This is a genomic window from Leptotrichia sp. oral taxon 218 (assembly GCF_018128225.1).
In the GTDB taxonomy this organism is placed as follows: Bacteria; Fusobacteriota; Fusobacteriia; order Fusobacteriales; family Leptotrichiaceae; genus Leptotrichia.
In genome coordinates this window covers 310,126-323,458 of record NZ_CP072377.1, presented here as the reverse complement: position 1 = coordinate 323,458, position 13,333 = coordinate 310,126, and the positions used below count along the sequence as shown (strand labels likewise).

The following is a 13,333-nucleotide window of genomic DNA, read 5'->3' as shown; positions in this document are numbered from 1 at the left end:
AATTATGAAAATAAAAAAAATAAAATTGTTTATTCTAGCATTGGCTTTGATTTCAATGTTTTCGATAAATGCTTTTTCAGCTTCTAAAAGTACGCCAAAAAATGAAAAAAATGATTGGAAAAAAGTAATTCTTGAACCTGACTTAGATGGAGACGGAGTTAAAGATAAAATAGAAGTTGAATATATGCAATCTGGAGACAGTGTTAAAATGACATTTACACCATTTGTATCAAAGCAAGATGGAAAATATACAAAAGGTGAAAAAATCGAAAAAACAATAAAAAAAGAAGATTTTGAAAAAGAATTTGACAATTTTACAAAAAGTTATATAGCTGAATATCCAAAAAAACAAAATACTAAAAAAAATCCACAAGATGAAATAAATAAAAATAATAAAAATAAAGAAAATTTGGATAATATTAAAAAAGCACAAGATTCTGTGATAACTCCTGACACTCAAGACAAAAAAGATAATAAAAAAGATAATAAAAAAGATGATAAAAAAGATGATAAAAAAGTTCAAATTAAAGATTCAAATTCAATAAAAGGACCTTACAGTTATTCGACTTATTATTTGAAAGAAAGACCAAAAAATCTGACTTTTAATTATGCTTATGACAAAAATTCTCCAAAAGATATGGATGAGTTTGTCTTTATCAAAAGTAATTCAAATATTAGAAAAGAGCCAAATGCAAATGCAAAAGTTATAAAAGAAGCAAAATATGGAAATAAATTTAAAGTTGTCGGAGTTGTTAAAGGTAATGGCGATGGAAAAGGCGACTGGTACGAAGTATTTTTTGACGGTCAACTTGGGTATATTTCAAAATCTGTCGCTGAAAAAAGAGAATTTGACTGGCACGATATGATGAACAAAGTCGATAAAACAAACGCTTTTATCAGAGACGCACTTGCAAAAAATAAAAAAATTTATGTCCTAGATGACTATGTTCCATTAGGTGGAAGCAGTGGCGGAAATCGTGATAAATTTGGGAATAGAGCGAATCAAAGTGAACCAGCTTACGCCAATTCAAGTTTTAAAGAGGCAATAAATATACCTGATAGAACAATTATGACAATTGAAGAAGACAATGACAAATACACAAAAGTTAAAATAGACGCTTTCGACGAAGGAACTTACTACATAAAACCTTCAACACGAAAAATGTTAAAAGATTCTGGAATAACAAAAGAAATCGAAAGATTTATCTATGTTGACAGAAGCAGCCAAAATGAAATGGTCATTGAAAAATCTGGAAACAACTGGAATGTTGTAACTTCATCATTTGTGACAACTGGAAAAGACAGCGGAAGTTCTTTTGCAACACCGTACGGAACATTCTTAATCGCTTATTCAAAACCTGTTATGCAATATACTGGTTCTGATAACAAAGCTGTGGTAGGAGATGCTAAAAATGCTGTAAGATTTAGCGGTGGCGGATATATGCACAGTATCCCTTCACTATTTGAGCCAAAAAATACAAGGGAACAAAGAAAAAAAGCTACAGCTGCAAAAATTGGAACTTATCCAGAATCACATAAATGTATAAGACATTACGACGACCAAATCAAATTTATTTACGATTGGTTAGGAAATTCGACTCCTAATGATAAAAATGGACTTAGAACTCCAAGTAAACCAACTGTGATGTTAGTTAAATAAAATTATATTTAAATTTTTAAAATAAAAAAGAGAATATCTTAAAAATTAGATATTTTCTTTTTTTTTATTATTTTTTTACTATTTTTTATCAAATGTAAAAAACGGAATAATTTTAAAAACTAAAATAAACAAAATTATATAAAAACTAAAAACAAATAAAATCGAAAATTTTTGTGAAACTCCAATTTGAAGCAACGGAATTTTACTTCCAGCATAAATAAATCCTTCAAATGCACCAAAAATAATTTTTGAAATTAAGACTAAAATTGAATTTAAAAATGTTATTTTTAAAATATTTAAAAGCATTATAAAAAATAAAATTTGAATCACAATTGTTCCAATTGGTACACCAATTATATTTAATAAAAAAGAAAATAATGGCAATTTTTGAAAATAATATAAAAACAAAGGAATACTCGTAAATTGAATTACCAAACTTAAAAACATTAAATCAACAGTATTTCTTAAAATTTCATTTTTTATTTTAGAAAAAATTGACTTTTCTAAAAATTTTTTTATTGGCGGATATACAAAAATAATAGCAATTACAGCCATATAAGAAAGCTGCATTGAAATATCAAAAATCGAATAAGGATTTAGCACAACATTTACAACAAACGATATTAAAAGTGATTTTTTACTCTCTTCTTTCTCAAATAAAATTCTTGCTAAAATCATCATCGCACCCATGATATAAGCTCTTAAAATTCCAGGAGAAAATCCTATCAATGCACAATAAAATGTCAAAATAATTAGAGAAAAAATATATTTTGGACGATATGGCAGCGAAATAATATCCAAAAGTTTGACAATTCCAATAATTACAAGAGAAATATGTGTCCCAGAAATTACAATTAAATGTGCAAGTCCTGTATATTTGAATTTATCTTTCATATCTTTTGAAACTTCAGATTTTTCTCCCAAAATTGCTGCTTTGGAAAATGCATAAAGATTTTCTTCAGTCAAAAATAAATTATCAAAAATATTTAAAATATATTTTCTAAAAACATTTAGCTTCGATTCCTTCCAGCCAATTATTTTTCCATCAAAAGTTGTATAATTATTTTTTGTCGTAATTCTTTTTACATCAAATTTTATCAAATAAGTTCCATATTCAAAATTTTTTGTATTTTTTATGGATGCCTGATTTTTTAAATATTTATTATCTATTTTCAAAATGCTTCCACGGCTTCCGTCCATTTTTACATAAAGAATTTTTTCACCTTTTAAATTTCCTTTAAAAGTTACAAAATTAAGATAAAAAATAAAAATTATAACGCTAACTAAAAATAAAATAATAATTTTAAAATTATTTTTTATCTCTTCAATTCCAATTTTTTTGTTGAAAAATTTTAAAAAATTTTCTTTTTCTTTTTGAAGTCTTTTTTGTAATTCAATTTTTTTCTTTTCTTTTTCTTGCAATATTTTCATTTGTAAATCATATTCTTCAAGCGAACTATTTTTTTGTATTTTTGTATTTTTTTGAATTTCTACTTTTTTAAATTTAATTTTATCAAAATCTCTTTTCTCCATTTAAATTTCTTCTTCCCATAAACTTGCTTTCAAATAATCTTCGTTCAAATTTATTGGAGTTTTTGCACGATAAATGCTTATAATTGGATATTTTGCTGCATTTATTGTATTTGTAGAAATTCTGTAATAAATTTTTTCACCTTTTTTATCCAAAAGATAAATTGAAAATCCTTTTTCAAAATTGCCTTCATTTGTAGTATTTCTCAAAAAATCAGCATTTTTATTGGAATTATTTGTCATATAAGACAAATTATCCGAAATTTTTAATTTATCAATTATCTCTTTTTTTCCTTTGACATTATCTAAAAAATATGCCATTTTTTCAGATATTTTAAAATCTAGCGTATAAACTTTTTTATTGTATTGTGCATATTGCTGAATCTTACGGACAAAACCACTTATATTTCGCTTTTGGATTGCAAATTCTTGGAGCTGTTTTTGTTTTTGTAAATTATTTGAGATAGCTAAAAATAAAATAGCTATAATTGAAATGTATAATAAAACCTCAACAAGAGTAAATCCGTTTGATTTATTCTCGTTCATATTTAACCGTCCCCTTTTCCTTTTCTTTCTTAATTTTTTTATTTTTTTATTTTTCTCTCCCTTTGGTTTTATTATACAATAAAAATTAATAAAAATCAATATATAATTAATTAATTTTTAATTTATTTTTATTATAAAAAAAACTATCTCAAAAATTTAAATTTCTAAGATAGTTTTTTATATTATTATTTTTTTTATTATTCTTCTACTGAATAGTCAATTGATGCTAATCTTCTGTAATAATTCCAAGTTGCTCTTGAATCACTCATATTAGCTTCAAGTAATACTTTTGCTTTTTCTGGGAATTCTTTTGCAAGTGTTGCATATCTTCTTTCACCCAATAAAAATTCCTCATATTTGTCCCAAGCTGGACTTCTTGAATCTAGTTGCAATGGATTTTTACCTTTTTCAACCAATTGCGGATCGAATCTGAATATTGGCCAATATCCAACTTCTGTAGCTAATTTTTCTTCTGACATAGCTTTACCCATACCTGTTTTAATTCCGTGTTCGATACAAGGTGAATATGCTATAATTATTGAAGGTCCTTTGTAATTTTCAGCTTCTCTTATTGCTTTTAATGCTTGATTTTGGTTTGCTCCCATTGAAATTTTAGCAACATAAATATTTCCATATGTCATAAGCATAGCTGCCAAGTCTTTTTTCTTAGATGGTTTTCCAGAGGCTGCAAATTTTTCAACTGAACCAGTTCTTGATGATTTAGACGCTTGTCCTCCTGTATTTGAATAAACTTCTGTATCAAGTACTAAAATATTCACATCTTCTCCTGAAGCAAGAACATGGTCAAGTCCACCAAATCCGATATCATAAGCCCATCCATCTCCACCAAAGATCCAAATTGATTTTTTAACTAAATATTGTTTTAATGCTATCATATCATCAATTTTTGCTTTAACTTCGGCATCAGCTGCAGATTTACTTTCTTTTTCAAGTAATTTTACCAATTCATCTCTAATTTCAATTGTTTTATCTCCATTATCAAAATTTTCGATAAAATTATTAAATGTTTCTGCCAATTCTGGTGAAACTTTTTCTTTAATTTCTTTCATATTTCCCAAAATTCTTTGTCTAATTGTATCATTTGCGTGATACATTCCAAATCCGTATTCTGCGTTATCTTCAAATAATGATGAAGCCCAAGCTGGACCACATCCACTTTCAGCTGTTGTATAAGGTGTCGAAGGAACTGAAGCTCCATAAATTGAAGAACATCCTGTCGCATTCGCAACCATCATTCTTTCACCAAATAACTGAGTTACTAATTTTATATAAGGAGTTTCTCCACAACCTGCACATGCTCCAGAAAATTCAAATAATGGTTTTGCAAATTGTGAACCTTTTACAGTATTTTTACCTAAAAGTTTATCTTTGTATGAAACATTATTAAATAAATAATCTGTATATTCAACTTCATTTTTTTCAATTTGTGATTCAATAGGTTTCATAACAATTGCTTTTCCTTTTGGTGCAGGACAGACATCTACACAGACGCTACATCCTGTACAGTCAAGAGTCGATACTTGAATTTTAAATTTCAAATCATTCATTCCACGACCCATTGCTTTAAGTGTAGGCATTCCTTCTGGTGCTTTAGACATTTCTTCTTCATCTATTAAAAATGGTCTAATTACAGCGTGTGGACAAACATATGCACATTGATTACATTGTATACACATATCTGGCTGCCATTCAGGAACTTCTGAAGCAACCCCTCTTTTTTCATAGTTAGCTGTTCCACTTTGGAAAGTTCCATCAACCATTCCATTTTCAATGATTGCTGATACTGATAAATCATTACCTTTCATCAAATTAATTGGGTCAACAATTCTTTTTATAAACTCTGGTTTTGCTTCATCTATGATTTTTTCATCAACTTCTAAATTTGCCCATTCTGGTAGCACTTCAACTTCTTCCAGTCCATCTGTTCCTTTGTCAATCGCATTCCAGTTTTTCTGAACTATGTCGTCACCTTTTCTTCCATAACTTTTTTTAGCATATTCTTTCATATACTCTTTAGCTTCTTCATAAGGAATTACATTTGCTAAATTGAAAAATGCCGATTGCATAATTGTATTTGTTCTATTTCCCAAGCCAATTTCTTTTGCCAATTTTGTCGCATTTATGATATAAAATTTAGCTTTTTTAAGTGCTAACGCTCTTTTAACTTCATTTGATAAATGTTCCACCAATTTTTCTTTATCCCAAATTGTATTTAATAAGAATGTTCCACCTTCTTTTAGTCCTGAAATCATATCATATTTTCCAAGATATGCAGCCACAGAACAAGCAACAAAGTTTGGTCTAGTTACCAAATATGTCGAACGAATTGGATCTTTACTAAATCTTAAGTGAGAACGAGTAACTCCTCCCGCTTTTTTAGAGTCATATGCAAAATATCCTTGTGCATACAAATTTGTTTTATCTCCAATAATTTTAATTGAATTTTTATTAGCTCCAACTGTTCCATCTGAACCTAGTCCATAAAATAAACATTCTTTTACATCTTCATTTCCTGTAAAAATTTCATCTTCTAAAGCTAATGAAGTAAAAGTCACATCATCAATAATTCCAATTGTAAAGTTATTTTTGATTTCTTTTTGTGCCAAGTTTTTATAAACTGCAACAATTTGTTCAGGTGTTGTATCTTTTGAAGAAAGACCATATCTTCCACCAACGATTTCAGGTGCATTTTCTTTTCCGTAATAAAGCGCTTTAACATCTGTATATAAAGGTTCTCCAACTGCACCTTGCTCTTTTGTTCTATCTAAAACTGCAATTTTTTTAACTGATTTTGGCATTGCTTCAAAGAAATATTTGCTTGAAAAAGGTCTATATAAGTGTACATTTAAAACTCCTACATTTTCTCCTTTTGCATTCAAATAATCTACTACTTCTTTTATTGTTTCATTTACTGATCCCATTGCAATTATTACTCTTTCAGCATTTTCTGAACCATAATAAACAAATGGTGCGTATTTTCTTCCAGTATATTCACTTATCTTTTGCATATAGTCATTTATTATGTCAGGTACTGCTTCATAGTATTTATTTTGAGCTTCTTTTGCCTGAAAATAAATATCATCATTTTGTGCTGTTCCACGAGTTACAGGATTTTCTGGATTTAATGCTTTTTGTCTAAATTCACGCAATGCATCTTGATCAATCAAACTTTCTAAAAATTTATAATCCATAACTTCCACTTTGTTAATTTCGTGAGAAGTTCTAAATCCATCAAAAAAATGTAATGTTGGAACTTTAGATTTTAGTGCCGAAAGATGCGCTACTGCCGCTAAATCCATAACTTCTTGCACAGAACTTGTCGCAAACATCGCCCATCCAGTCATTCTTGCTGAATAAATATCTTGGTGATCTCCAAATATTGAAAGTGCATGAGAAGATAGTGAACGAGCTGCCACATGCATAACTCCTGGCAACAATTCTCCTGCAATTTTATACATATTAGGCAATTTTAAAAGTAAGCCTTGTGATGCAGTAAAAGTCGTAGTTAGCGCTCCCGCTTGAAGTGAACCATGAACCATTCCCGCAGCTCCTGCTTCTGATTGCATTTCCACAACTTTAACTGGTTTTCCAAATATATTTTTTTGTCCATATGCCGCCCATTGGTCAATTACTTCAGACATAGTTGATGACGGCGTAATTGGATAGATTCCTGCTACTTCAGTAAATGCGTATGCCACATGTGCCGCAGCCATATTTCCATCCATTGTTTTCATTTCTTTAGCCATTTTTCCCTCCAAAAATTAAAATTTCATAGATTTCCTATGATTTTATCAAATACATTTTATAATTAAATATGTATTTTTTATTACACAATTTAATAAATTATCCACAATTTTATTAAATTTTATCTTCAAATATATATTTTTAGAAAAAATAATTATATAAAAATGATTTGATTTTTAACAACTACTAATATAAATTCTAATACCTTTTTTCTTAGTTGTCAAGTATTATTATATATTTTTTAAACTATTTTTGTCAATTAGTTTTTTTGTCAAAATTTTTAAATTTTTTCTGATTTATGTTCCACAATATTTTTTATTATAAGAATAACTATTGAAACTAAAACAAGTATTGATGATACTGCAAACGCTGAAGTTATCGCATCTGATGTTCCAGATAAATAAAGCGCATCAATTTCAAGCGGCAATGTAAATGTTTTCCCTCTCGCTTTTGACAAAGCATTTACCGCACCAAATTCTCCTAAAGCTCTTGCTGTACAAAGTATTATTCCGTAAAAAAGCCCCCATTTTATCTGCGGAAAAGTTATTTTTCTAAAAATTGTAAATCCACTTGCTCCCATCAACGCTGCTGCTTCTTCTTCAGCTTTTCCTTGTGCATTCAAAATCGGAATAATTTCTCTTGCAATAAACGGAAATGTGACAAAGATTGTAGCAAGAATTACTCCTGGGATTGCAAATACAATTTTTATATCCAGGACAAAAAATTGATTTATTTTTTCAATAATCGCATTCGCCCAGCCCATTCGACCAAAAGTCATAATAAAGGCAAGTCCCGCTATTACGGGAGAAATTGAAAAAGGAATGTCAATTACTGTCGCAAGAATATTTTTTCCACGAAAAGAAAATTTTGTTATTAGCCACGCAACTGTCACTCCAAAAACAGTATTTATCAAAACTGCCGAAACTGTAGCAATTATTGTAACTTTTAATGCTGATAAGACATTTTTATCCGTTATGCTGCTAAAATAAAACTTCCAGCCTTTTTGAAGTGAATTTAGAATTATTGAAGCGAGTGGCAGCAAAAGCATTGTAAATACAAATAAAAAACTTATTGTGATAAGAACATATTTTATTATATTATTTTCTTTTTTCATCATTATTTTCTCCATTTTTTATTTTTTAAATGCAAATATGTTTATGCAAATAAACATAATTTCTTTTTTTCTTTTTCTCTATTTTTTACTTTTTACTTTTTACTTTTTAAATATTATTTGTTCTTTTAAATTGTTTCATCTGCACCATATTTATTAAAAACAGCAAAACAAAAGAAATTACTAACATAAGTAAAGCTATTGCCGTTGCTGATGGATAATCCACATAATTTAATTTTTGCATAATTACATATGAAATAACTTGCGTATGTTCTTTAAAACTGTTTCCAGAAATATAAATTACACTTCCATACTCGCCAATTCCTCTTGAAAAAGCCAATCCAAATCCTGTGAGAAGCGCAGGTTTTATCTCAGGAAAAATCACTTTAAAAAAAGTCGTAGTTTTATTTGCACCCAAAATATATGCGGCTTCTTCATATTGACCGTCCAGTTTTTTCAAAATTGGTTGAACACTTCTCACAACAAAAGGAATTCCAACAAATATCAAAGCTATAATAATTCCTGTATGAGTGTACGAAATCTTTATTCCGAATTTTGCAAAATATTTTCCAACCATTCCCGTATCCGAATACATTTTTGCAAGAGTTATTCCTGCAACAGCTGTTGGAAGTGCAAAAGGAAGCTCTAGAAGTCCATCTAAAAATTTTTTTCCAAAAAATTCATATTTTACAAGAACCCAAGCTAAAATTAAGCCAAAAATGCAGTTTACAACCGCTGCTAAAAAAGAAAGCGAAATACTTGTAAATAAAGCATAAACAACTGATTTTTGCGAAATTAACTTCCAAAATTGACTCGGCGACAATTTAAACGAATAAATCAGTATTGAAACAAGCGGAATCAAGACCAAAACTGAAAGCATCGTAAGCGTTATTCCAAGCGATAAATTAAATCCAGGAATTGTCGCTTTGGCACTTTTTTTTGCAAAAAAACTTTTCTTTAATTTTAATAACATCTTCCACTTCCTTTCTATTCTATTCTATATTTTAACCTATATTTTAATTTTCCATAATTTTGTCAAAAATTTTACCTTCCTCAAAAAATTTCTCATAAACTTTTTTCCATCCACCAAAATCTTTTATTGTTGTTAGTTTCACATTCAAATTAAATTTATCCTTATATTTCTCAAGTATTTCTTTATTATACGGTCTATATCCGCTTTGTGCTATAATATTTTGAGCTTTATCCGAATACAAATACTCCAAATATTTTTGGCTAATTTGAAAATTTCCATTTTTCTTTGCAATCTTATCCACTACAGCAACCGTCGGCTGAGCTAAAATACTCACAGTCGGATAAATAATCTCAAAATCATTTGGATATTCCTTCATTGTTGTAAGTGCTTCATTTTCCCAAGAAATAAGCACATCTCCTTGTCCATTTTCCACAAAAGTAGTAGTTGCAGCTCTAGCCCCAGAATCCATAACCGCTACATTTTTATAAATTTTTTTCACAAATTCACTGATTTTATTCTCATTATTTCCAAATTTTTTCATTCCATAAGACCAAGCCGCTAAAAAATTCCAACAGGCCCCTCCACTGCTTTTTGGATCTGGAGTTATCACTTTTACTCCATTTTTAGTCAAATCTTCCCAATCTTTTATATTTTTAGGATTTTTCCGTCTAACGAGAAACACAATTGTCGAAGTATATGGCGAAGAATTTCCTGGAAAATTATTTATCCAGTTTTTTCCTAATAAATCAACTTTTTCCAAAAGCGAAACATCATTTTCTAGCGCCAAAGTTACAACATCCGCATCAAGCCCTTCAATTACAGAACGAGCTTGAGAACCCGAGCCACCGTGAGACTGCACAATTCTTACATCTTTTCCATATGCCTTTTTATAATATTTTGAAAATTCCTTATTATATTTTTCGTATAATTCACGAGTTGGATCGTATGAAACATTTGTAATTTCTATTTGAGAATTTTTATTTTTAATTTTTGAATTTTGTCTTACAATTCCAATTGTATATAAAATTATTACTGCAAAAATAAGTATTATTGGTATTTTAAAACTTTTTATTCCCATTTTTTCCCCCTTTTTGCAACTATATCACATAAGAGTAATCAGCGCTCACAACTCTTCTATAAGTTTCAAATTTCGCCCATTTATTATGAATTTCAGAAATATTTTTATTTTTTTGCCAGTCTTCTAAAAAGTCTTGCATATCTTGTTTTTTATTAATATTTAGTGCACATCCTCCCGTATCAACAAGTGGAAGTCCTGTGTAATGATAATCAGAAAGTTTAATTATATCAAAAATTTTATAATTTCTCACAAGCACTGCTGCGCCATCTTCAACTGAAATAATGTCAAAATATTCTGGATACTCAAAACTGTCCCCTTTTCCAGTAATTTTGTCATCTACGAAATAAGTTTTCTTATTTTCTTCAGATTTAAAAAGTCTTGCGTTTTTTAAATCAAAATACATTTCTTCAAAAATATAACCATTTTTTATAACTATGTCATCTTTTTGAAAATACGGTATTTCTTCGCTAATTTTCACATTTTCTACAACCCCAGCAGCAGCCGTCTGATGTGATAATCTATCAATTAAGATAAGTTCTCCCAAAACCTTATTTTTCTTAAATTTATCAACTATCACTTTATCTGAAAACTCTATTTCACAAAGTGCAATTTCATTTTTAGTTATCGAATTTGTTTTTATCTTTTCTCCAGTATTTACATCAATTTGGTATTCCACTTTTTTAATTATTGCAGGAATTTTTTTAGTTCCAATTTTTGCCAAATACTCTTTTCCAATTGTCAATTTATCATCGTCCATCCAAAGCAATGTTGCACTTATATTTTTTGCTGCAAAAAGTTCATTATTGTCAGTTATAACCGAACCACGGCTCACATCCACTTCCCTATCCAGCTGAATAGTTACCGCTTGTCCTACAAAAGCGCTATCTACGATTTTATCTCCATTTAAAATTGATTTTACAACGGCAGTTTCATTACTTGGCAGCACAGTTACAGTTTGTCCAACTTTCACTTCACCGCTCTCAATTTGCCCTTGAAATCCTCTAAATTCATGATTCGGTCGACAAACTCTTTGAATTGGCACATAAAAAGATAAATCTTTATCTTCACTTGTAACATCGACTGTTTCCAAATATTCAAGAACACTCTCACCTTTGTACCATTCCATATTTTTGGATTTTGTTGTAACATTATCCCCTTCAGTTGCACTCACAGGTATAATTTTAATATTTTCTAAATTAAGCTCTCTTGCAAGTTCATCAATCTGCGCCACAATTTCGTCAAACTTTTCTTTGCTATAATTTGCCAAATCCATTTTATTTACCGCAAAAACAAAATATTTAATTCCAACTAAAGAACAAATTCTTGCGTGTCTTCTAGTTTGAATTAAAACTCCTTTTGTGACATCTAAAAGTAAAATTGCAACTTGTGCAAAAGATGCTCCAACAGCCATATTTCTAGTATATTCCTCATGACCAGGAGTGTCTGCCACGATAAAACTTCTCTTGTCTGTTGTAAAATAACGATATGCCACATCTATCGTTATCCCTTGCTCTCTTTCTGCAATAAGTCCATCTAAAAGCAATGAATAATCAATTGCACCGCCTCTTGAACCAACTTTACTATCTAAAATAAGCGCTTCTTCCTGATCCGCATAAAGTAATTTGGAGTTGTATAAAATATTTCCAATTAAAGTGGACTTCCCGTCATCCACACTTCCGCAAGTTATAAATTTTAATAATTTTGCCATTAAAAATACCCCTCTCTTTTTCTTTTTTCCATACTTCCAGCACCGTTATCGCTGTCAATGACACGGCTTGTACGCTCTGATTCTACCGAACTTAATGTTTCATCTATTATTTCTTCCAAAGTTACGGCATTTGATTCAACAGCACCTGAAAGCGGGTAATCTCCAAGCGTTCTAAATCTCACCATTTTCATTTCAGGAACTTCTCCGTCATTTAATCTCATTCGCTCGTCATCCACCATAATTAAATTTGATCCTCTTTTTACAACAGGTCTTTCCTTTGCTGAATAAAGCGAAACTATTGGTATATTTTCTCTTTTTATGTATTCCCAAATATCTTTTTCAGTCCAATTTGAAATTGGAAAAACACGGATACTTTCCCCTTTATTTATTTCCGTATTATAAAGTTTCCACATCTCAGGTCTTTGATTTTTTGGATCCCAAGCCTGATTTGAATTTCTAAATGAAAAAATTCTCTCTTTTGCACGACTTTTTTCTTCATCTCTTCTTCCACCACCAAATGCGGCAGTAAATCCATATTTATTAAGTGCCTGTTTTAACGCCTGTGTTTTCATTATGTCCGTAAAAGACGAACCGTGGTCAAAAGGATTGATATTTTTTTCAACTCCTTCAGGATTAATGTATTCAAGCATCTCAATCCCCAATTCTTTCGCTCTTCTATCTCTAAATTCTATCATCTCTCGAAATTTCCAAGTCGTGTTCACATGTAAAAACGGAAATGGCGGTTTTTCTGGATAAAATGCCTTCATCGCCAAATGCAGCATAACAGAACTGTCTTTTCCAATTGAGTAAAGCATAACTGGATTTTCACATTCCGCTGCTACTTCTCTTATGATATATATCGCTTCTGCTTCTAATTCATCTAAATGAGATAATTCTTTCATATTTTACTCTCCTTTTCTTTATTTTTTTTATTTTCTTTTTTTCTTTTTCTTTTTTATTTA

9 protein-coding genes are annotated in these 13,333 nt (G+C 29.6%); 1 reads left to right on the top strand and 8 read right to left on the bottom strand.

Features of this window, described 5'->3' with window-relative positions; all coding sequences use genetic code 11:
• Positions 1–4: 4 nt before the first annotated feature.
• Positions 5–1,660 (top strand): SH3 domain-containing protein, encoded by a 1,656-nt coding sequence (locus J5A73_RS01595; RefSeq protein ID WP_211616032.1) that lies wholly within the window; start codon positions 5–7, stop codon positions 1,658–1,660.
• Between the two features lie 78 nt (positions 1,661–1,738).
• Here J5A73_RS01595 and J5A73_RS01590 read toward each other — a convergent pair whose 3' ends face one another.
• From J5A73_RS01590 to cysD, 8 genes are all read right to left on the bottom strand, one after another.
• Positions 1,739–3,193 carry a ComEC/Rec2 family competence protein gene (locus J5A73_RS01590; RefSeq protein ID WP_211616030.1) on the bottom strand — a complete coding sequence of 485 codons (1,455 nt, stop codon included), beginning with the start codon at positions 3,191–3,193 and terminating at the stop codon, positions 1,739–1,741.
• On the bottom strand, positions 3,194–3,736 hold the full coding sequence (locus J5A73_RS01585; RefSeq protein ID WP_211616028.1) for a type II secretion system protein: 543 nt from the start codon (positions 3,734–3,736) through the stop codon (positions 3,194–3,196).
• A gap of 197 nt (positions 3,737–3,933) precedes the next feature.
• The gene (nifJ, locus tag J5A73_RS01580; protein WP_211616026.1) at positions 3,934–7,503 is read right to left on the bottom strand and encodes a pyruvate:ferredoxin (flavodoxin) oxidoreductase; all 3,570 of its coding nucleotides are present in this window, start codon (positions 7,501–7,503) and stop codon (positions 3,934–3,936) included.
• Positions 7,504–7,781: 278 nt separating this feature from the next.
• On the bottom strand, positions 7,782–8,618 hold the full coding sequence (locus tag J5A73_RS01575; protein WP_249069332.1) for a sulfate ABC transporter permease: 837 nt from the start codon (positions 8,616–8,618) through the stop codon (positions 7,782–7,784).
• A 103-nt stretch (positions 8,619–8,721) separates the two neighbouring features.
• Entirely contained in the window at positions 8,722–9,585 is an 864-nt protein-coding gene (gene cysT, locus J5A73_RS01570; protein ID WP_211616022.1) for a sulfate ABC transporter permease subunit CysT, read from the bottom strand.
• A 43-nt stretch (positions 9,586–9,628) separates the two neighbouring features.
• Positions 9,629–10,663 (bottom strand): sulfate ABC transporter substrate-binding protein, encoded by a 1,035-nt coding sequence (locus J5A73_RS01565; RefSeq protein ID WP_211616020.1) that lies wholly within the window; start codon positions 10,661–10,663, stop codon positions 9,629–9,631.
• Between the two features lie 19 nt (positions 10,664–10,682).
• Positions 10,683–12,371, bottom strand: a complete 1,689-nt coding sequence (locus tag J5A73_RS01560) for a sulfate adenylyltransferase subunit 1 (protein ID WP_211616018.1) — start codon at positions 12,369–12,371, stop codon at positions 10,683–10,685.
• On the bottom strand, positions 12,371–13,273 hold the full coding sequence (cysD, locus tag J5A73_RS01555; RefSeq protein WP_094079957.1) for a sulfate adenylyltransferase subunit CysD: 903 nt from the start codon (positions 13,271–13,273) through the stop codon (positions 12,371–12,373). The genes J5A73_RS01560 and cysD overlap by 1 nt, the downstream gene beginning before the upstream one ends.
• Positions 13,274–13,333: the final 60 nt, after the last annotated feature.

Bases quoted from the DNA above. Each gene is read 5' to 3' on its own strand.
- J5A73_RS01595 (WP_211616032.1), top strand. From the start codon at position 5: ATGAAAATAAAAAAAATAAAATTGTTTATTCTAGCATTGGCTTTGATT.
- J5A73_RS01590 (WP_211616030.1), bottom strand. From the start codon at position 3,193: ATGGAGAAAAGAGATTTTGATAAAATTAAATTTAAAAAAGTAGAAATT.
- J5A73_RS01585 (WP_211616028.1), bottom strand. From the start codon at position 3,736: ATGAACGAGAATAAATCAAACGGATTTACTCTTGTTGAGGTTTTATTA.
- nifJ (WP_211616026.1), bottom strand. From the start codon at position 7,503: ATGGCTAAAGAAATGAAAACAATGGATGGAAATATGGCTGCGGCACAT.
- J5A73_RS01575 (WP_249069332.1), bottom strand. From the start codon at position 8,618: ATGATGAAAAAAGAAAATAATATAATAAAATATGTTCTTATCACAATA.
- cysT (WP_211616022.1), bottom strand. From the start codon at position 9,585: ATGTTATTAAAATTAAAGAAAAGTTTTTTTGCAAAAAAAAGTGCCAAA.
- J5A73_RS01565 (WP_211616020.1), bottom strand. From the start codon at position 10,663: ATGGGAATAAAAAGTTTTAAAATACCAATAATACTTATTTTTGCAGTA.
- J5A73_RS01560 (WP_211616018.1), bottom strand. From the start codon at position 12,371: ATGGCAAAATTATTAAAATTTATAACTTGCGGAAGTGTGGATGACGGG.
- cysD (WP_094079957.1), bottom strand. From the start codon at position 13,273: ATGAAAGAATTATCTCATTTAGATGAATTAGAAGCAGAAGCGATATAT.